Consider the following 21,295-nt stretch of genomic DNA (forward strand, 5'->3'; position numbering starts at 1 on the left):
GTTTGTCATGAAATTAGCCATTGTTACGGCTTGCCCGAACGGCATGGTCACCAGTGTGCTGTGCGCGCGTCTGCTCGATGCGGCAGCACAGCGTCAGGGCTGGAGCACCAGCGTTGAAGTGGTCGATGCAGCGCACCCTGAGCGCGAGTTGTCGGCGGCGACCATTGCGGCGGCCGAGTGGGTGTTGCTGGTCGCCACCGGCGCGGTGGACATGAGCCGCTTTGTCGGCAAACGGGTCTTCCAGATCGCGCCGGCGCAGGCGCTGCAAGATGTCGAAGCGGTGCTGCGTCGGGGTGCTGAAGAGGCTGAAGTTTACGTCGCCAGCGCGGCTGCACCGGTCGCTGATGCGCCACGTGCACCGCGCATCGTCGCGATTACCGCCTGCCCAACCGGTGTCGCCCACACCTTCATGGCCGCCGAAGCCTTGCAGCAAACCGCCAAGCGCCTGGGCTATGAACTGCAGGTCGAAACTCAAGGCTCGGTGGGCGCGAAAACCCCGTTGAGCGCAGCGGCGATTGCCGAAGCCGACGTGGTATTGCTGGCGGCGGATATCGAAGTCGCCACCGAGCGTTTCGCCGGCAAGAAAATTTATCGCTGCGGTACCGGGATTGCCTTGAAACAGTCCGAGGCCACGCTGAAAAAAGCGCTGGCCGAAGGCGCTGTGGAAAGCGCAGCGAGCGACGGCAAGGCACCGGCCAAGCAAGAGAAGACCGGCGTCTATAAGCACCTGCTGACCGGCGTGTCGTTCATGCTGCCGATGGTGGTGGCCGGCGGGTTGATGATCGCGCTGTCCTTTATGTTCGGCATCACAGCGTTCAAGGAAGAAGGCACGCTGGCTGCTGCACTGATGCAGATCGGCGGCGAGACCGCGTTCAAGTTGATGGTGCCGCTGCTGGCGGGTTACATCGCCTATTCGATCGCCGACCGGCCGGGCCTGGCGCCGGGGATGATTGGTGGTTTGCTGGCGAGCACCTTGGGCGCTGGTTTTATCGGCGGCATCGTCGCCGGTTTTATCGCCGGTTATGCGGCGAAAGCGATCAGCCGTTATGTTGCTTTGCCGCAAAGTCTTGAAGCGCTGAAACCGATTCTGATCATCCCGTTGTTCGCCAGCCTGTTTACCGGTCTGGTGATGATCTACGTGGTCGGCAAACCGGTTGCCGGCATGCTTGGGGCGCTCACGCATTTCCTCGACAGCATGGGCACCACCAACGCGATTCTGCTTGGCGTGCTGCTCGGCGGCATGATGTGCGTCGACCTCGGCGGGCCGATCAACAAAGCGGCGTATGCGTTTTCGGTCGGGCTGCTGGCTTCGCAGAGTTATGCGCCGATGGCTGCGACCATGGCGGCGGGCATGGTGCCGCCGATAGGCCTGGGTATCGCTACGTTTATTGCGCGGCGCAAGTTTGCCCAGACCGAGCGCGAGGCGGGGAAAGCGGCGTTGGTGCTGGGTTTGTGCTTTATTTCCGAAGGGGCGATTCCGTTTGCCGCGAAAGACCCGTTGCGGGTGATCCCGGCGAGCATCGCCGGCGGTGCGCTGACCGGTGCGTTGTCGATGTACTTCGGCTGCAAACTGATGGCGCCGCACGGTGGCTTGTTTGTGCTGGCGATTCCGAATGCGATCAATCATGCGTTGCTGTATTTGCTGGCGATTGTCGCGGGGAGTCTGTTGACCGCCGTGGTCTATGCGACGGTCAAACGCCCGGAAGCCGTCGAGCTGGCGCTGGAGCCGGCGAAGGCTTAACTGGCTCCACAAAACCCTGTGGGAGCGAGCTTGCTCGCGAAAACGGTGTGTCAGCGAATAAGATTTCGACTAATAGGACGCATTCGCGAGCAAGCTCGCTCCCACATTGGTTGTGTGGTGTGTCTGGTGTCATGGCGAGTTCATATAGGCGTGCTTAAGTTTTCCTTTTTTCAGGGAGAACACCATGAGCGATTTCAACCCCGGTCGCCGGCGTGTCATGCAAGTCGTCGGTGCTGGATTGCTGATGCCAGGCCTGGCGCCGGCGGTGATTGCCTCGGTCAAGGATCGGCCGCAACTGACCGATGGCGTGCAGTCCGGCGACCTGCAAGGCGACCGCGCGATGATCTGGAGCCGCAGCGATCGTCCCGCGCATATGGTGGTCGAGTGGGACACCCGCAGCCAGTTTCGCAACCCACGCCGATTGGTCTCGGCGCTCGCCGATGCCCGCAGCGATTTCACTGCCCGCGTTGAACTCAGCGGGTTGCCCGCCGATCAGGCGATTTTCTATCGCGTGTACTTCAAGGACGCCCGCACCGGCGTCGCCAGCGAACCGTGGCTGGGCCATTTGCGCAGCGCACCAACGGCGCGGCGCAATATTCGTTTCGTCTGGAGCGGCGACACCGTCGGCCAGGGCTTTGGCATCAACCCGGACATCGGTGGCATGCGCATCTACGAGGCCATGCGTCTGCGCCTGCCGGACTTCTTTATCCACAGCGGCGACACGATCTACGCCGACGGCCCGGTGCCCGCTCAGCTCACCACTGAAGGCGGGCGAATCTGGCGCAACCTCACCACCGAAGCCAAGAGCAAAGTCGCGCAGACCCTCGACGATTATCGTGGCAACTACCGCTACAACCTGATGGACGAAAACATCCGCCGCTTCAACGCCGAGGTGCCGCAGATCTGGCAGTGGGACGACCACGAAGTGGTCAACAACTGGTCGCCGGGCAAACAGCTCGACGAGCGCTATCAGGAGAAAGATATCCACACCCTGGTCGGCCGTGCACGCAAGGCGTGGCTGGAATATTCACCGATGCGTTTGCAGGCTGCCGACGGGGGCGGGCGGATTTATCGCAAGCTCAGTTATGGGCCGATGCTCGATGTGTTTGTGCTCGACATGCGCAGTTATCGGGGCGCCAATGACGACAACCTCGGCGCGGCAAAACCGTTCCTGGGGCGTGAGCAGTTGGACTGGCTCAAGCGCGGTTTGAAGAAATCCAAAGCCCAGTGGAAGGTGATTGCCGCCGACATGCCGATTGGTCTGGGCGTGCCTGATGGTGAGGTCAGTCCGGGTGTCGCGCGCTGGGAGGCGGTGGCCAATGGTGATCCGGGGCCGGCGCAGGGCCGCGAGTTGGAAGTCGCCGAATTGCTCGGTTTCCTGCGTGCGCAACAGGTGCGCAATTTTGTCTTTCTGACGGCGGATGTGCATTACTGCGCGGCGCATCACTATCACCCGGATCGCGCGGCGTTTCAGGATTTTGAACCGTTCTGGGAGTTTGTCGCGGGCCCGCTGAATGCCGGGAGTTTCGGGCCTAATCCGCTGGATAAAACCTTTGGCCCGGAGGTGGTGTTCGAGAAGGCGCCGCCGGCGCAGAACGCATCGCCGTTTGCCGGGTTTCAGTTTTTTGGCGAGGTGAATATTGAAGGGGGGAGTGGGGAGATGAGTGTGGTGTTGCGGGATTTGAATGGGGTGGCGGTTTTTGAGAAAAAATTGCAGCCGGTTTGAAGATCAAGAGCGACCCTCATCGGAACGCCGCCCGCCCAGCCCTCTCCCCGAGGGAGAGGGGGCCGACCGAGTTGTCTTGCGTCATACATCGACCTGAAAGACCGAGTTGATTATGAGATCAGGTACAAAACCCTCTCTCGATTCTGGATTCGGTGAAGCACGTTCAGGTCGGCGTATTGCGTGAATCGCCCCCAATCAGTCCCCTCTCCCTTTGGGAGAGGGCTAGGGTGAGGGTCTTTTAATAGACATCACGTCGATAACGGCCCTGCTCAATCAGGCGTTCGACTTCGTCGGCACCGAGAATGTCGTTAAGCGCTTGATCAACCCCCGAAGCCATCCCCTGAAGGCTGCCACAGATATAGATAACCGCCCCGTCCGCCAGCCATTTCTTCAACTCGCCAGTCGATTCACGCAAGCGATCCTGCACGTAAATCTTCTCGGCCTGATCCCGCGAAAACGCTAGATCCAGCCGCTCCAGATCACCATTGATCAACCACTCCTCCAGCTCCGCGCGACAGAGGAAATCGTGCTCACGATTGCGCTCGCCAAACAGCAACCACTGACGCTGCTGACCCTCGGCAATCCGTGCCTTGAGCAAACTGCGCAGCCCGGCCAGGCCTGTGCCGTTACCCAGCAGAATCATCGGCAGCGGTTCGTTCGGCAGATGGAAACCACTGTTGCGGCGCACGCGCAAACTGATGCTGCCGCCCACTGGCGCGTGCTCGGTCAGCCAGCCAGAACCGATGCCAAGGGTGCCATCGGCATGCTGTTCCTGGCGCACGATCAACTCCAGCACACCATCGGCGGCAATCGAGGCGATCGAGTATTCGCGCATGGCCAGCGGCACCATCGCATCGACCAGTGATTGCGCGTGCAGGCCGACCAGATGGGCGCGATGCTCGGGCAATTGGCGCGAGGCCAGCGCCACTTCCAGCGGCTCGTCGAGTCCGTTGATTTTTACCGTGGTTTCACCACGAATGCCGAGGCCGTCGAGGAAGTGTTCGATGGCCCACGGGCAGTTGCGCGGCAGTATTTCGACCAGGTCGCCGGCCAGCCAACTGCTGGTGTTCGGTGCGCTCAGTCCCAACAGATAAACCGGTGCACCGCTGCTGTCCGGGTTCATCAATTCGCGGCGGGTCAGCGTCCAGTTGTCGTAGCTTGGCGCTTGCCAGGTATCGACCGGCGCTTTTCCGGTGAGCAGACCGAGTTGGGTTTGCCAGTGGCGCAGCGCGTATGGATCGCCACTGTCGACTTCCACGGGCGCGAACAGGGTCTTGCCGCCGTGTTCGCTCAGCCACTGATGCAGGCGCTTGGCGAAGCCGCAGAAGTGCTGATACTGACGATCACCAAGACCGAGCACCGAGTAATTCAAACTGTCGAGCGTTGCAGCCTTGCTCAACACTTTGCGCTCAAAACCGCGCGCGCTGTCCGGAGCTTCGCCGTCGCCGAAGGTGCTCACGACAAACAATGCATTGTTCGAATCACGCAGATCCTGCTCGCTGACATTGGCCAGCGGCTGCACCTTCACCGGCAACCCGGCGGCCTGCAATTGCCCGGCGGTCTGCCACGCCAGTTGTTCGGCAAAACCACTCTGGCTGGCGAAACCGATCAGCCACGCCGAGGCATTGCCAGTCGGTTGTTCGAGGCCTTTTCGCGCATCCTTGATCTGCTTTTTCTTGCGCCGACGATCGAGGTACAGCAGCCAGCCGGTGATGAAGAACAGCGGCATGCACACTGCCGCGAGGGTAATGATGATCCGCCCGACCAAGCCGAAATAGCTGCCGACGTGCAGCGCATAAATGCTGGTCAGCAGTTGCGCCTTGAAGCTCTTGTCGGCGTAGCGGTCGACGCGTTTGACCACGCCGGTGGCCGGGTCGAGGGTGATCTGATTCAGTGCGCGATCATGCGGCGAGCTGTCGAGCAGATAGAACACGGTGGCCGGTTGACCAGCGACGGCCGGCATGCGGATGTTGTACGCGGCCAGACCTGGGCCAGCAGCGCTGTAAATGCTGCTCCACATCGCCGCGTAATCGGCGGTCGGTGCCGGGCCTTCCGGCGCTGGGCCGCGACCACCGCGCACGCGCTCGTTTTGTGGTGCGTCGGAAAGCAGCTTGGTCAGGCCTTTGTTGTACCACTCGTACGACCACGACAACCCGGTCAGTGCCAGCAGCAGATACACCAGCAGGCACCAGGTGCCGGCCACCGAGTGCAGATCCCAGTTGAACGCGCGGCCCTTTTTCTTCCAGTCGAGGGTCAGCCATATGCGCCAGCTGTTCCACTGCCGTGGCCAGCGCAGATACAAACCAGAGAGGCAGAAAAACAACAGGATCAATGTGCAGGCGCCGGTGATGTTGCGGCCGGTGTCGCCCATGGCGAGGAAGCGGTGCAGTTGCAGCATCAGGCCGAAGAAATCCTGGCCGACCGCGTCGCCCATGAACTCGGCGGTGTACGGATCGAAGTAGCGCATCTCACCGCGACGTTCACCCTTGGGCGGGGTGAAGAAGACTTTCGCCGCGCTGCCACTGTCGGTCTCGACCCAGAGCATCGAGACCTTTTTGCCGGATGTGGCTTCGATGCGCTCTACCAGTTCGACAGGCGGCAGCACGCCGGCGACTTGCTTTTCCACTTGCAGAACGGAGGGATTCAGCGCCCGCAGGATTTCGTCCTGAAACGAATAGGCCGCGCCGGTGATGCCCATCAACGCCAGCACCAGGCCTGCGGTGATGCCAAAAAACCAGTGCAACTGGAACAGGGTTTTCTTCAACACGTCACTCGCCGTCCGTTCGAAAATTGTCTTCACGGCGCGCATTATGCCGTGGGTTATCGAGAAGCGTTCTTTCTTACGCACAAAAGCCCCGTTCAATTGAATGAACGGGGCCAAGCCTGTTGATCACATCACCAGTGGGAGCGAGCTTGCTCGCGAATGCAATCTGTCAGTGACATGAAGGCTGACTGACCCACCGCTTTCGCGAGCAAGCTCGCTCCCACAGGTTTCACAGGTTCCACCGTGTTTAGAAGTGGAAATTGGTGCTCAACAGTGCCGTACGGCCCGCCGCCTGGTTGGCGAAGTGGGTCGAAAAGGCTTTGTCGTAATAGGTTTCGTTGGTCAGGTTCTGCACGTTGAGTTGCAGGTCGACGTTCTTGGTCAGCTTGTACGCGGCCATCGCGTCGTAGCGAACATACGAGTCAACCATGGTGGTGTTGGCCACGCTGCCGTACACGTCGTCGACGTAGAACGCACCGCCACCGAGGGTCAGCTTCGGCGTGACCTGGTAAGTGGTCCACAGGCTGGCACTGTTTTTCGGCGTGTTCGGCAGTTCGTTGCCATCGTTGGCCTTGCCCAGCGGGCCGCCGTCGATTTGTTCGCTGTCCATGAAGGCGTAACCGGCGAACACTTGCCACTTGTCGGTGATCTTGCCGCTGGCCGACAGTTCGATACCTTGCACGCGGGTCTTGCCGGCGTTTTCGTACGAGGTGGTGTCGACTTGCACACGAGCGTTTTCTTTCTCGGTGCGGAAGATATCCGCAGTCAGCGACAGGCGATCGTTGAGCAGATCCCACTTGGTGCCGATTTCGTAGTTCTTGGTGGTTTCCGGTTCCAGGTCGCTGCTCAGCAGGTTGCCGCTGCGATCCGGGGTGCCGCCCAGCGGGTTGCCTTCCTGACCTTCGCCCAAGGTGTTGCCCGGTGGCGTGGCCGAGGTGGCGTAGGAGGCGTAGATGCTGCCGTTTTCCGCAGGCTTGTAGACGACGCCGAACTGACCGGTGACGAACTCGCTGGTGTCATCGCCCTTGGACGTGGTGGTGCCAGCGGCGTTGTAGCTCTTGTAGTCGGTATCGAAGTGGTCGTAACGCAGCCCCATGTTCACCAGCCACTGCTCGTTCAACTCCAGGGTGTCGAACACGTACAGCGCGTAAGTGTTGGCCTGTGTGTCGGTGCCGGCGTAGTTGCGCGAGATCGCGCCGTTCCACGGATCGTTCGGGTTCGGGTTCGACAGCGAGGTGCAGTTGTAGCCGCTCGACGCGCCGACCATCGATGGGGTGCAGTTGGTGCTGGAGTTACCCGGTGAACCTGGTGTGGTGTCGACGTTGACGTTGTACGAAGACTTCTGACTTTCCTCACGGGTGTATTCAACGCCGGTGGAGAAGCTGTTCTTGAAGCCAGCAACGTAGAAATTGCCGAACAGGTCAGTCTGGTTGGTGGTGGTTTCGGTGTTGCTCACCCGAGTGTTCGCACGACGCCAGACCGTTCCGTTGTTGACGTTGCCCTTGCTGTCGTCCGGTTGGGTGAGGATGTAATCCTGCATGCTGGTGCCGTGACGCAGGGTGTTCTTGATGGTCAGCGAGTCGCTCAGGTCGTGCTCGATGGCGAAGGTCGCGGTGTCGGTGCGGCCCTTGCGGAAGTCGCGATCCAGACCGTAGAAATTGCTGTGGTCACCGCCGGCGTAAGGCTTGTCCGGATTGGACTTGGTGCGTGCAGCGGAGCCGCCGGCCGGAATGGTGTACGGCACGCCCGAATCCGGTGTGTCGTTGCTTTCGAGATGGTAGTAGTCGAGGTTGACGCGGGTGTCGGTACCCAGGCCAAACGCCAGGGACGGAGCGATACCCCAGCGGTCGTAGTCGACTTTGTCGCGACCGGCGACATTGCTCTCGTGGCTCATCAGGTTCAGACGGCCAGCGGCGGTGTCGCTGAACTGATAGTTGCCGTCGAGGGTGTAACGCTGGGTCTGGTCGGAACCCCAGGTGAAACCACCGTCGAACGAGTTGCCCAAGTGGGCTTTTTTGCTCACCAGGTTGATGCTGCCGCCTGCCGCGCCGCGACCGCCAATGGCGGAGTTCGGGCCCTTGCTGACTTCAATGTTTTCCACGGCAAAGATTTCGCGGCTCTGCGAACCGGTGTCGCGCACGCCGTCAAGGTAGGTGTCGCCCTGCGCGTCGAAGCCGCGAATGAACGGACGGTCGCCCTGCGGGTTGCCGCCTTCACCGGCACCGAAAGTGATGCCCGGCACGGTGCGCAGCGCGTCCTGCATGTTCAGGGCGCCGGTGTCTTTGAGGACTTGTTGCGGAATGACGGTGACCGAGCGCGGTGTATCGACCAGCGGCGCGGTGTACTTGGGCGAGGAGGCTTTTTCGACCTGGTAGGACGTTGAGTCCTGGGCTTCGCCGGTGATGGCGGTGGCGTCGAGGGCAATGGCATTGCCGGCGGCTTTGCTGTCGGTTTTTTCTGCGGCGAAGACCATCTGGCCAGCGGAGCCGGCGGTGATTGCCACACCGATTGCAGAGGCGAGCAGACGTGGTGAACTGACCGGTAATTGTGCGTGTTGACGTGCCATTTTTATTCCCCTCCCCAAGGATTTGAGGCGGCGGAATATAGGTTAAACAAGTATTCGTATCAATTGCGAAACATTGTTATTCGCACTGAATTTACATTCTTTACAATTTAACCTTACGGTTTTTGCCAGTTCATTCGTCTCCCGGGTTTTACACGGCCAATAAGAATCAATACCATTGCCGCCTCTTTGCCATCAGGTGACATCGCCATGCTGCTGCACATCCCCGCACTGTTCGCGAAAGAAGAAGTGCAGCGCATTCGCCAGGCTCTGGAGCAGGCTGACTGGGCTGATGGCAAGATCACCGCCGGCTTCCAGTCGGCCAAGGCCAAGCACAATCTGCAACTGCCCGAAGGCCATCCGCTGGCCAAGGAAATCGGCGCAGCGATGCTGGAACGGTTGTGGAAAAACCCGCTGTTCATGTCCGCGGCGCTGCCGCACAAAGTGTTCCCGCCGTTAGTGAACTGTTACACGGCCGGTGGCAGTTTCGATTTCCACATCGACAATGCCGTACGCCAGCCCAAGGGCAGCATCGAGCGCGTGCGCACCGATCTGTCGGCGACGCTGTTCTTCAGCGAGCCTGAGGATTACGACGGCGGCGAACTGGAAATCCAGGACACCTATGGCACGCAACGGGTGAAGTTGCCCGCCGGCGACATGGTGTTGTACCCGGGCACCAGCCTGCACAAGGTCAACGCGGTCACGCGTGGCGCACGCTATGCGTCGTTTTTCTGGACGCAAAGTCTGGTGCGCGAAGACAGCCAGCGCGCGCTGTTATTCGAGATGGACGGGGCGATTCAGCAACTGACTCAAGACATGCCTGATCATCCTTCGCTGATCCGCCTCACCGGCACCTATCACAACTTGCTGCGGCGCTGGGTCGAGGTATGAGTTTCCAGCTGCGCCGCGAGGAAGTCCTCGACGGCGAACAACTCAGCACCATGCTCGCCGAAAGCCCGGCACGCGCGGCGCAGGCAATTCTGCTGACCGCGGGTGAGGGCGAAGTAGAGGCGCAGGCGTTGCTCGGGCAGATCCTGCTCGACGGCCAGGGCATCGCCCAGGACCAACCGCTGGCGCTGCGCTGGTTCGGCATCGCCGCGGGGCGCGGGCATCTGATGGCGCGCAACATGCTCGGGCGTTGTCATGAGCATGGCTGGGGCGTGGCTGCGGATGCGTCGATTGCCGCGCAGCACTATCGGCTTGCAGCAGATGCCGGGCTGGATTGGGCCATGTACAACCTCGCCAATCTGCTGGCGACCGGGCGCGGTGTCGCGGTGGATCATTTGCAGGCGCTGGCGTTGTATCAGTGTGCGGCTGAACGGGGCCACGCGAAATCAATGAATCTGCTTGGACGGTATCTGGAAGAAGGGCAGGTGTGTCCGGCGGATTCGGCAGCGGCGCGCGACTGGTATCGGCGCTCGGCCGAGGGCGGGGATTTTCGCGGGCAGTTCAGTTTTGCCGCGGTGCTGGCGGATGAGGGACGTGTCGAAGAATCGCTCGGCTGGCTGCGCAAGGCGATGGTCGGGGGGAATGCGAACTTTCTGCGGGTCGCCAGTGAATCATTGATGAAGGCTCAGCACGCGCAGATCCGTGCACTGGCGCACGCCTACTTATTACGCCTGAATCAGTGGGGTGGCGAGTAAGTTTGATAGTGCTCGTTAGTTGTTCGAGTAATTATCGGCCTGTTTAAGTTGTCTTGAAGATGAATGGAGTGTCTTTGCTGTCTTGATTTTTAATATATTGACGCTTGTTGATTGTTGTCTGGGTGCTCTAAGGTTTGTTTCTGGCTGGCGATAAAGGAAGTTGGTTTGATTTCCTCTTTGCTGCCTGTTTGACAAATTAATCATCCAACTAAGACAAGGAGTCTTTATGGAATCCAGAATTGACGACAAGATTGTCGAGGCCGCCGCCAAGGCGCCTCAAGCATTTGTTAATGCCTCTATGGGCGACGGTGAAGAATACAATCGGGATACCGGTATTCAGTTAACCAAAGAACAGATCATCAGTTTAAGAAAGTATGAAGTTCTCGGACTGTCTTTGCCCGTCAGATTGCAAGACGTTATTGCTTATTTGAATTACGGTGCCGGTGATGCCGGTGGCGTAGGACTCAAACCCGCAGATTTTCTGCGCACCTTCACTACGACGTATGACCACGCCAAGCGCTGGTCGCCGTTACGTGAGCAAGTCATGCTCACCGGAACCGACCTGAAGATTTTCGCCGGCAGCATCATCCGCACAGGCAAAGGCATCGTCGAAATCTATGAGGATCTGAAAGCTTCGAGGTATCTGGAAGAGCACGATATCAACACCCCAGAACAGTATCTGGAACTCAAGCGACAGATTCCCAACCTGCCTGATCTTGCATTGCCGGCTGGCGATGTTCCGGAGATCAAGGCCTACCTCAACGACATGCTAGGCAAAGTCAGACAGTGCCATGAAAAAGCCGAACGGGTGCGAGCGCAACTGGACAGCTTTGGCATTGATATGCGCGAAAAAGTCTTGCCGGAGATCAAGCTGCGCCTGGAGTTTGTGTCGAGAAATACCTACCAGGCGGACATTCAGGTTCTCCAGGGTGAGATTGACCAGCGCTCGAAAGAGATCGATGAACTCAACAAGCAGTATGACCAGCTTGTTCAGGAGGCAATCAAATCTGCAGCGACGTTGAACATCGGTGGCTTGATTCTGGGTATCTATCAGGGCGTCAAGGCTGAAAAAATCCGCAAGGAGCGAAACAGTCTTAAAGAACAACAACAAACGGCCAACCAGAAAATGGCCAGCAAGAGCCAGACACTGAGTTCGTTGAACAAAGTGCGCGACGACTTGCAGAATCTGAGCTATGTAACGATCGAGGCTGAAGTTGCCACGCAAAATCTGATGCTGGTATGGAATGCACTAAGTACTTATGTGAGTGCCTCTATCAAGGAAGCTGATCTGCTATTGGAAGTGACTTCCTTGCGACGCTTCAAAAACCAGATTCTGGCGATTATTGATCCGTGGGAACAGATCAAATCGAGTTCTGATCAACTGCTGGGCGTTTTCGCAGCGGCGGATAAAGAGTATGGAAACAGCTTTCCGGCATTCAGGAGCAAGACAGTCATGCTGTCGTCGTATAACAATAAAACCTACCCCGATTTAAATGTTGCTGCTCTGCGTGAGCATGCCCTTGCAGTCCAGCAGCGTAATGTTACAGCGCAAATGTTGTTTGAGCAGTTCAACTATTTGCCGGGCACCGTGCGCACCATGAAAGAACTGGCCGATGCCATCCAGAAAACCAGCTTTGATATGCGTAATCAGTCCCAGAGTGATGTTATCGCTCTGGAGCGCGCGCAGACCAAGCTGAAGGGCTATCAGGCTGAACTTGCCTTTCCGGAAGATGCGGACGAAGTCCGTGAGGATATGGAATCGGAGCTAAAGCAGGTTTACAAAAAAATCTGCGAACGCTTCGACGATCTGAAAACGACCCGCAATGGTATGAGCACGGCGTATGACCGAGCTGCTTCGCAGGAATGGATTGCGGCGCTGCAGCAGGACCAGGACATCACGCGAGCGCTGAAACTGAAGGCTGAGGAGAAAGTGATCGCTCTGGAAGCGGAAATGAAATCGGTGGCCGAAGGCATCGACTTGATCGCCAAGGCTGGCGTGGAGAAGATCGGCAAGGAAACGCAGCTATCCCTGGACAGTCTCAAAGCCTTGGGGATGGCGCCACCACAGGTTGCAGTTGCGATGCTGGCTGTCGACACGCTGAAAAAAATCATCGCCGGTATCGGTGAATCGATTTCCTTCCTGAACATGCTGGCGGGCTACAACAAACTCAGGGACAAAGCCGCAGACTTGCGAGCGCAGGTCAAAAAATACGTGAACGAGATCGCCCAGACCGCGGGGAAAATTCAACTGGTCGAGGAGCTTGATCAATTGGATGACGGGCGTTGGAGCTATGTGAATGAGTTTTCCAATCTGGTCGCCGGGTTTGAGTCGTTCTGCCGAGATTTCAAGCAGGACAAGGCTCTGCCGGTAGACGACCGTGCAACCGATGCGATTGCCCGGATTACCGACGTCGTCAAGTATCTGAAAACTGTTCAACAATAAGGGGGGGCGGGGCGGTGGGCTGTGCGCCCATCGCCTCCTGAGTAGTCATGAATACACTTGCCTATGAGTTTTCTGCCGCCCAGCGACGCGTACTGGATCGTTACACGGCGTATCTCGGGTCGCTCGTGCCGACGTTCAACAATATTGCCATGGTATTTGAGCGCCGCAGGGCCGGCGGTCATGTCCCCGCCGTGTTAGCCAGCGACTCGCGCTTGAACAACGCCCGTTTCAATGAGCGTTATCTGCAAGCGTTTTGGGGATGGACAGATGAGGCCCGGGCCTTATGCAGGGCTTACGTGTCGGATCTCACCGTATTTACCCAGGAAACCCGGGACATCAGCCAAAGTACCTCGAGGGGCGAACTGCTCGACCAAGTGAATTTCAAGTTGTACAGCCTGTCCGGATCGCCAACGTGGAAGTTGTATCCAGCCACTGACGTGCGGGGGCTGATTCACGAGTTGACGTTGCGATTTTATTCACTCAGATCGCTGATCCAGCAACTGAAATACCCAATCGCAGAGGTGCATGACGAGTCGTTCGGATTGCACGCCGTGTTTGTCAGGGCAATGGACCATCGCGCGTGTCAATGCCATGCCCAGCCGACCGTTGTTCAGGAGTTGTTCCGCGATACCCGCACAACACCGGTTTGGGACGTCGCGTATTCCTCTTCGAATGCAGACATTCGCGCCACAGAGTACAAGACCGATATTGCGCGGTTGTTTAACGGATTGGCTTCGGTGAGCGCGCAAATCAGCGTCTTTATCGAGGAGGCGGTTTTACGCATAGACACTGCGATCAATGAACTGTTGAAAGCCCGGCGCGTGTCGACACTCAGAGAGTTGAACTTCCAATTGGCGGCCACGAAAGAAGGGGCCGACGAGTTCATGGCGATGGTTGATCACCTTGAGACATGGTTGCGCAAATAAAAAAGGCCCATGCATGCATGGGCCTTTTGATTTCAAGCAGTTATTACACGTAAAACGACTTCAGCGGCGGAAAGCCATTGAACTCAACCGCGCTGTAACTGGTGGTGTAGGCACCGGTCGACAACCAGTACAACCGATCACCGATCGCCAGGTTCAGCGGCAGACCGTACTTGTAGTTCTCGTACATGATGTCGGCGCTGTCGCAGGTTGGACCGGCGATGACCACTTCTTCCATCTCGCCTTTTTTCTCGGTCCAGATCGGAAACTTGATCGCTTCGTCCATGGTTTCGATCAGGCCGGAGAACTTGCCCACATCGGTATACACCCAACGCTCGACCGCCGTGCGCGACTTGCGTGCAACCAGTACCACTTCACTGACCAGAATGCCGGCGTTGGCGATCAGCGAACGGCCCGGCTCGAGAATGATTTCCGGCAGATCATCACCGAAGTCTTCTTTCAGGAAGCGAATGATTTCTTCGGCGTAGGTTTCCAGGCTGTTGGTGCGGGTGATGTAGTTGGCCGGGAAGCCACCGCCCATGTTGATCAGCTTGAGGTGGATGCCGTCTTCTTCTTTCAGGCGCTCGAAGATCACTTTGACCTTGGCGATCGCCGCGTCCCAGACGCTGATGTCGCGTTGCTGCGAACCCACGTGGAACGAAATGCCGTAAGGCACCAGGCCGAGGTCGCGAGCGAGAATCAGCAGGTCCATGGCCATGTCGGTCTGGCAGCCGAATTTGCGCGACAGTGGCCAGTCAGCCGTGGTCGAGCCTTCGGTGAGGATGCGCACATAGACTTTCGAACCCGGGGCAGCCTTGGCGATGTTGCGCAGGTCGGCTTCGGAGTCGGTGGAGAACAGACGCACGCCCTTCTCGTAGAAGTAGCGGATGTCCTTGGATTTCTTGATGGTGTTGCCGTAGCTGATACGGTCGGCGCTGACGCCGCGATCCATCACTTTATCCAGCTCGTAGATCGAGGCGATGTCGAAACTCGAACCTTTCTCTTTGAGCAGGTCGATGATCTCGACGGCCGGGTTGGCCTTGACCGCGTAGTAGACCTTGGCGAATTCGAAACCGGCGCGCAGGTCATCGTAGGCCTGGCTGATCATCGCGGTGTCGATCACCACGAACGGGGTTTCCTGCTTGTCGGCGAACGCCTTCATTTTGTCGAATGTAGCGCGCGCGAAATAGTCTTCGACCTGGATCGACATACTTGGGACTCCTAGTGGCAAACGTCGTTAATCAATGGGTGCAAATGAACGTCCTCCGTATCCCCACTTTGGTTCGCCTACTTCCCAAGGCATGTCGCCGAAAGCAAAAAGGCCATGGGGCGTTGCCCTTGGCCTTGCTGTCTCGTCGTCAGTACTTGAGCCGGATGGATCGTTTCCAGCATGGACGTTCGGCGCGAACTTTAGGGCGTGAGGGGCGTGAGATCAACTAAAAATGTCGCGTTTTTGCACGCTTCTGACGTGCGTCGCGTTCATCACTCTTTGTAGCCGACCGAGATGACGGGCAGATGTTCCCCGAGAATTTTTGAGTGTTAAAAATACCTGCACGTTCGCGGATTATGTCGGCTGAATCGTGGGCAAGTGTGATGTCGGCAACATCGGCGACGTTGGCGGCGTGAGGAGGGTTTGAGGGGGATTTTGGTTGTTTCGCGGGTCGTTTTAGACAGGCTGTGCGGTTATGCGGTGTTGAGATTAATTTCCGCATGATGAATGAAGAAAAAATCACCCGGATCCTGTGGGAGCGAGCTTGCTCGCGAAGGCTTTTTCGCAGTCGACATCGTTGTTGACTGATATTGCGCTTTCGCGAGCAAGCTCGCTCCCACAGGGTTTTGTGTGTTTACCGATTTATCAGGCGACTACGGCCTCAGCTGGCGAGACGATGCTGGTCTTGCCGCCGCGGGATTTGCCGGAGCTCAGATACTCGGCAATCGACTCCTGCGTCACCTCGCCAAGGAACACCCGCTCGGCGTCCAACACCGGCAGCCACGACCGGTTGAACTCGTACATGCGCGACAGCAGGATACGCAAATGTTCGTCGTACGCCGCTGTGGCGTTGAATTCACGCAGGAACTGCGCGCACGTGCCGGTCTGACGGTGCAGATCACGACGACGCACATAGCCCAGCGCCTTGTTCTCGGCACAAGTGACCACGACATAGCGACGGTCATGTTCGTCCATCAATTCCAGCGCATCGGCCACCGGGGTTTCCGGGCTCACCGACGGCGCGTTGTCCGCCGCATCTTCGGCTTTCACCAACAACAGACGCTTGAGCGTGCTGTCCTGACCGACGAAGTTGCTGACAAAGTCGTCTGCCGGGTGCGCGAGCAGCGTGTCCGGATGATCGATCTGCAGCAGTTTGCCAGCGCGGAAAATCGCGATCTTGTCGCCGAGTTTGATCGCTTCGTCGATGTCGTGGCTGACCATGATCACGGTCTTGTTCAGCGCCCGTTGCATCTCGAAGAATTCGTTCTGGATCATCTCGCGGTTGATCGGGTCGACCGCACCGAACGGTTCGTCCATCAGCAACAGCGGCGCATCCGCCGCCAGTGCGCGGATCACGCCGATGCGCTGTTGCTGGCCACCGGACAGTTCACGCGGGTAGCGATGCAGATACTGCTTGGGCTCCAGCTTGATCATGCTCATCAATTCGCGGGCGCGGTCGTGGCATTTCTGTTTGTCCCAGCCGAGCAGTTTCGGCACGACGACGATGTTCTCTTCGATGGTCATGTTCGGGAACAGGCCAATCTGCTGGATCACGTAGCCGATGTTGCGGCGCAGGGTCACTTCATCGAGATCGGTAGTGTCTTCACCGTTGATGAGGATCTTGCCCGAGGTCGGTTTGATCAGGCGATTGATCATCTTCAGCGTGGTGCTTTTGCCGCAACCCGATGGCCCGAGGAACACACAGATTTCGCCTTCATTGACGGTCAGGCTCACCGAGTCCACGGCTTTGACATCTTTGCCGTTGCTTTGGAAAGTTTTGCTGAGGTTTTGAAGTTCGATCATTTGAGTAATCCTTTTGGAGTCAAAGAGCGTTGCAGCCACTGCAAAAACAGGTCGGCGAAGATCGCCAGAAGACTGACCAGCAGTGCGCCGACGATGAGCATCGACATGTCACTGCGGCTGATGGAAGCGAGGATCAATACACCGAGACCGCCGGCGCCGATGGTCGCGGCGATGGTCATCACGCCGATGTTCATCACCACGGCGGTGCGCACACCGGCGAGGATCACCGGCACGGCAATCGGCAATTCGACCATGCGCAGGCGCTGGCTGAAGGTCATGCCGATACCGCGCGCGGCTTCACGGATACCCGGTTCCACGCCGGTGAGGGCGAGGTAGGTGTTGCGCATGATCGGCAGCAGTGAATAAAGGAACACGGCGGTGATCGCCGGCATCGGGCCGAGGCCCTGGCCGAACTTGGAGTAGAACGGCAGCAGCAGACCGAACAGGGCAATCGACGGCACGGTCAGCAGCACCGTGGCGCTGGCTTGCAAGGGACCGGCGAGGGTAGGAAAGCGTGTCATCAGAATGCCCAGCGGCACGCCAACGACAATCGCCAGGGTCACGGCGATGCCGACGAGGGTGATGTGCTGCCAGGTCAGGTGCATCACCTGCTGCCAGTCGAGATGGGAAAAGGCGTTCAGAAATTCCATGACTTTTCCTCCTTAGTTAAGTGGGTGCTGGCGCAGGAAATCGGCGGCCACTTTCGAGGGGCTTTCGTGATCGACGTCGACCCGCGCGTTGAGCTGGCGCATGGTTTCGTCATCGAACAGTTCGGCCAGCGGCTTGAGTTGCTCGGCCAGTTGCGGGTGCGCGTCGAGGTAGGCCTGACGCACCACCGGCGCGGCGGTGTAGTCGGGGAAGTAATGCTTGTCGTCTTCCAGCAACTTCAGGCCGAAGGCGTTGAGGCGCCCGTCGGTGGTGTAGACCAGACCGGCAAATACCTGGCCGTTGCGTAGCGCGGTGTAGACCAGACCCGCGTCCATCTGGCGGATGTTCTTGCGGGTGAGGTTCATGCCGTAGAGATCGACCATGCCGATCAGGCCATCGGAGCGGTTGGCGAACTCGGTGTCCAAAGCCACCAGGTGATTGGTCTTGGCCTCGGCGCGCAGCACTTCGTTCAACTGGCTGATGTTGTTGATCTGCGGATATTCCTCAGCGACCTTTTTAGGGAGGGCGAGGGCGTAGGTGTTGCTGAATTTCGACGGCGTCAGCCAGACCAGGCCTTTTTTCGCGTCGAGTTCTTTTACCCGGGCGTAGGACTGGGCGCTGTCGAGTTTTTCGGTGACATGGTTGTAGGCCACCAGCGACACGCCGGTGTACTCCCAGAGCATGTCCAGCTGCCCGCTTTCGTGGGCGCTGCGGGCGAGGTTGCTGCCCAGACCACCGGTGATCTGCGCGTCATAACCTTTGCTGCGCAGGTATTGCGCGGTGATTTCCGCGAGCAGGGTTTGCTCGGTGAAGACCCGGGCGCCGAGGCGGATCACGGGCTTCTCGGCGGCTTGCGCGATGCCCGCGAACAGCAGAACGCAACCCGCTATCAATCCCAGAGTCGAACTAAATCGTTTCATAAATATTCCTTCGCAAAAGCCTTAAGACGGGCGCAAACCGCGTTCCAGCCAGAGACGGCTGGCGAGGGTGACGACGCCATCGAGCAGCAAGGCCAGCAGCGCGGTGCACGCGGCGCCGAGCAGCAGTTGCGGCTGATTGTTCAGGGCGATGCCAGGGAAGATCAGGCTGCCGAGGCTGTTGGCGCCGATCAGGAACGCCAGTGGCGCGGTGCCGACGTTGATTGCCAACGCCACGCGCACACCACCGACAATGATCGGCACCGCGTTGGGCAATTCGACTTTCCACAGCACTTGGCGCGGGGTCATGCCGATGCCGACAGCTGCCTCTTTCAGCGAGCCCTGTACGTTTTTCAGGCCTTCGTAGGTGTTGCGCACAATCGGCAACAGGGAAGCGAGGAATAAAGCGAAGATCGCCGGGCCACTGCCGATGCCGAGGACGCCCAGGGCAATTGCGAGCACGGCCAGGGGAGGCACGGTGTTACCGATATTGAAGATCTGCATGAAGCGTTCAGCGCGACCGACCATGGTCGGGCGACTGAGGAAGATGCCGGCGGGGATGCCCACGACAAGGGCGGCCAGCATTGAAGCGAGGACGAGAATCAGATGAGCTTGCAGGTAAAACAACAAATCGTCGCGGTAGTGTTCGATCGTGTTGATGCCGATCCAGTGGACCAGCAGGGCCAGGAGCGCGATCACCACCGCACCTCCCATCAGCCCTTTGCCATAGCGGATAGCCACAGGCGGACTCCTTTTTTTGTAGTCGGCGAACGCCCTCCCGTGTGGCATGCCATACATGGCTGCCGGGAATAAACGTTCGCGAGAAGCAGCTCCCTCAGCACCGGCAAAAAGCGGTCTGAAAGCGAGCCATGAGCGCAGCCTCGTCAGGCTAACTTGCTGATTTTTCAGCCCCTGACGAAAATTCGTAACAGGGGATGGACGTCTCCGTGCTTTAAAAGGTTCCCATCTGCGGCAGCATTTGGCCACCCTTAATGTGCTCAACGGTTCGGTTATTGCATCGAGTTGGGCTATAATCGCGGCCCTTTTTTGAATCACCGCCAGGCGATTTCCCATGACCAACCAGGCCGCCGAAGTCGCGAAACGCCGCACTTTCGCCATTATTTCCCACCCCGATGCCGGTAAAACCACGATCACCGAAAAGCTCCTGTTGATGGGCAAGGCGATTGCAGTGGCCGGTACGGTGAAATCCCGTAAGTCCGATCGCCATGCGACATCCGACTGGATGGAGATGGAGAAACAACGGGGTATTTCCATTACCACGTCGGTCATGCAGTTCCCGTATCGTGAACACATGATCAACCTGCTCGATACCCCGGGCCACGAAGACTTCTCCGAAGATACCTACCGCACTCTGACGGCGGTGGACTCGGCATTGATGGTCCTCGACGGCGGTAAAGGTGTAGAGCCACGGACGATTGCGCTGATGGATGTCTGCCGTCTGCGTGACACGCCGATCGTCAGCTTCATCAACAAACTCGACCGTGATATTCGCGACCCGATCGAACTGCTCGACGAGATCGAAGCCGTTCTGAAGATCAAGGCTGCGCCGATCACCTGGCCGATCGGTTGCTACCGCGACTTCAAGGGCGTGTACCACCTGGCTGACGACTACATCATTGTCTACACCGCCGGTCACGGTCACGAACGCACCGAAACCAAGATCATCGAGAAGCTCGACTCCGACGAGGCGCGCGCGCACCTGGGCGACGAGTACGAGCGCTTCATCGAACAGCTGGAACTGGTTCAGGGCGCCTGCCACGAATTCAACCAGCAGGAATTCCTCGACGGTCAGCTGACTCCGGTATTTTTCGGTACCGCATTGGGCAACTTCGGTGTTGACCACGTACTCGACGCCGTTGTTGATTGGGCGCCGCGTCCGCTGGCCCGTGTCGCTAACGAGCGTACCGTCGAGCCGGTGGAAGAGAAGTTCTCGGGCTTCATCTTCAAGATCCAGGCGAACATGGACCCGAAGCACCGCGACCGCATCGCCTTCATGCGCATTTGCTCGGGCAAGTACGAGAAAGGCATGAAGATGCGCCACGTGCGCACCGGCAAGGACGTGCGCATCGGCGACGCCCTGACGTTCTTCTCCTCCGAGCGTGAGCAGTTGGAAGAAGCTTTTGCAGGCGACATCATTGGTCTGCACAACCACGGCACCATCCAGATCGGCGACACCTTCAGCGAAGGCGAAACCCTCGGTTTCACCGGCATTCCGCACTTTGCGCCGGAGCTGTTCCGTCGTGTGCGTCTGCGTGATCCGCTGAAGTCCAAGCAGTTGCGTCAGGGGCTGCAGCAGTTGGCCGAAGAGGGTGCAACGCAGGTGTTCTTCCCCGAGCGTAGCAACGACATCATTCTGGGCGCCGTCGGTGTGCTGCAGTTCGATGTGGTCGCCAGCCGTTTGAAAGAGGAATACAAGGTTGAGTGCTCGTATGAGCCGATTACTGTGTATTCCGCGCGCTGGATCGAGTGCAGCGACAAGAAGAAGCTTGAGGAGTTTTCCAACAAGGCTGTGGAGAACCTGGCGGTTGATGGCGGTGGTCACCTGACCTATCTCGCGCCGACGCGGGTTAACCTGGCGTTGATGGAAGAGCGTTGGCCGGATGTGAAATTCCGTGCGACGCGTGAGCATCACTAAGCTCTGAATTGGTTTGTCCGAAGCCCCCTCGGTGTGTGCCTGGGGGGCTTTTTTTCGCCCTGGTATTGGCGGCCTCTGGGCCGACCATGCTATTGGGGGGGGGTGGATATCCGTTGCTGCGGGTGTTGCTGATTAGGGTTCCGCCCTTACGGCGGGGCACTTTTTCCAGACGCCGAAAAAGTAACCAAAAAGGCTTGCTCCTGCGTGCGGCCCGCTCGCTGGGGCTCGGGGTTCCTTCGCTGCGGGATCGATCCGGGC

14 protein-coding genes are annotated in these 21,295 nt (G+C 58.6%); 7 read left to right on the forward strand and 7 right to left on the reverse strand.

The features are described from left to right. The first annotated feature begins 7 nt into the window (after positions 1-7). Positions 8-1,741 (forward strand): PTS fructose-like transporter subunit IIB, encoded by a 1,734-nt coding sequence (locus ACWR1S_RS13100; protein WP_454563777.1) that lies wholly within the window; start codon positions 8-10, stop codon positions 1,739-1,741. A 184-nt stretch (positions 1,742-1,925) separates the two neighbouring features. Further along, a complete protein-coding gene (locus ACWR1S_RS13105) occupies positions 1,926-3,467 on the forward strand; it encodes an alkaline phosphatase D family protein (RefSeq protein ID WP_454563778.1) in 1,542 nt (513 codons plus the stop codon). A 238-nt stretch (positions 3,468-3,705) separates the two neighbouring features. Here the strand turns inward: ACWR1S_RS13105 and ACWR1S_RS13110 are convergent, their stop codons facing one another. Both ACWR1S_RS13110 and ACWR1S_RS13115 read right to left on the reverse strand, forming a co-directional pair. Next, the gene (locus ACWR1S_RS13110) at positions 3,706-6,234 is read right to left on the reverse strand and encodes a PepSY domain-containing protein (protein WP_454563789.1); all 2,529 of its coding nucleotides are present in this window, start codon (positions 6,232-6,234) and stop codon (positions 3,706-3,708) included. Positions 6,235-6,478: 244 nt separating this feature from the next. Continuing rightward, positions 6,479-8,797 carry a TonB-dependent receptor gene (locus ACWR1S_RS13115; protein ID WP_454563779.1) on the reverse strand — a complete coding sequence of 773 codons (2,319 nt, stop codon included), beginning with the start codon at positions 8,795-8,797 and terminating at the stop codon, positions 6,479-6,481. Positions 8,798-9,004: 207 nt separating this feature from the next. Between ACWR1S_RS13115 and ACWR1S_RS13120 the strand changes: the two genes are divergently transcribed. The 4 genes from ACWR1S_RS13120 to ACWR1S_RS13135 all read left to right on the forward strand — a co-directional run bounded on the left by ACWR1S_RS13120 (position 9,005) and on the right by ACWR1S_RS13135 (position 13,806). Further along, positions 9,005-9,685: a Fe2+-dependent dioxygenase gene (locus tag ACWR1S_RS13120; RefSeq protein ID WP_454563780.1), complete on the forward strand. Its 681-nt coding sequence runs from the start codon at positions 9,005-9,007 to the stop codon at positions 9,683-9,685. Further along, complete coding sequence (locus tag ACWR1S_RS13125) at positions 9,682-10,437, forward strand: tetratricopeptide repeat protein (RefSeq protein WP_454563781.1); 756 nt, start codon at positions 9,682-9,684, stop codon at positions 10,435-10,437. The genes ACWR1S_RS13120 and ACWR1S_RS13125 overlap by 4 nt, the downstream gene beginning before the upstream one ends. A gap of 226 nt (positions 10,438-10,663) precedes the next feature. Next, complete coding sequence (locus tag ACWR1S_RS13130) at positions 10,664-12,880, forward strand: alpha-xenorhabdolysin family binary toxin subunit A (protein ID WP_454563782.1); 2,217 nt, start codon at positions 10,664-10,666, stop codon at positions 12,878-12,880. A gap of 47 nt (positions 12,881-12,927) precedes the next feature. Beyond that, a complete protein-coding gene (locus ACWR1S_RS13135; RefSeq protein WP_454563783.1) occupies positions 12,928-13,806 on the forward strand; it encodes a hypothetical protein in 879 nt (292 codons plus the stop codon). A 43-nt stretch (positions 13,807-13,849) separates the two neighbouring features. On the opposite strand, the gene ACWR1S_RS13140 is transcribed toward ACWR1S_RS13135, so the two are convergent. The 5 genes from ACWR1S_RS13140 to ACWR1S_RS13160 all read right to left on the reverse strand — a co-directional run bounded on the left by ACWR1S_RS13140 (position 13,850) and on the right by ACWR1S_RS13160 (position 19,095). Continuing rightward, positions 13,850-15,013, reverse strand: coding sequence for a type III PLP-dependent enzyme (locus tag ACWR1S_RS13140; protein ID WP_016986476.1), 1,164 nt, complete (start codon positions 15,011-15,013; stop codon positions 13,850-13,852). Between the two features lie 645 nt (positions 15,014-15,658). Continuing rightward, positions 15,659-16,816, reverse strand: coding sequence for an osmoprotectant ABC transporter ATP-binding protein OsmV (locus ACWR1S_RS13145; protein ID WP_454563784.1), 1,158 nt, complete (start codon positions 16,814-16,816; stop codon positions 15,659-15,661). Further along, the gene (locus ACWR1S_RS13150; protein WP_064119442.1) at positions 16,813-17,466 is read right to left on the reverse strand and encodes an ABC transporter permease; all 654 of its coding nucleotides are present in this window, start codon (positions 17,464-17,466) and stop codon (positions 16,813-16,815) included. Before ACWR1S_RS13150 ends, ACWR1S_RS13145 begins: the two co-directional genes overlap by 4 nt. 12 nt (positions 17,467-17,478) lie before the next feature. After that, positions 17,479-18,384, reverse strand: coding sequence for a glycine betaine ABC transporter substrate-binding protein (locus ACWR1S_RS13155; protein WP_454563785.1), 906 nt, complete (start codon positions 18,382-18,384; stop codon positions 17,479-17,481). Between the two features lie 21 nt (positions 18,385-18,405). Further along, complete coding sequence (locus tag ACWR1S_RS13160) at positions 18,406-19,095, reverse strand: ABC transporter permease (protein ID WP_169844036.1); 690 nt, start codon at positions 19,093-19,095, stop codon at positions 18,406-18,408. A gap of 358 nt (positions 19,096-19,453) precedes the next feature. On the opposite strand from ACWR1S_RS13160, the gene ACWR1S_RS13165 reads away from it, so the two are divergent. After that, a complete protein-coding gene (locus tag ACWR1S_RS13165; protein ID WP_007915312.1) occupies positions 19,454-21,037 on the forward strand; it encodes a peptide chain release factor 3 in 1,584 nt (527 codons plus the stop codon). Positions 21,038-21,295 lie beyond the last annotated feature (258 nt).

The sequence above is a fragment of the Pseudomonas sp. AIG genome, assembly GCF_977020205.1.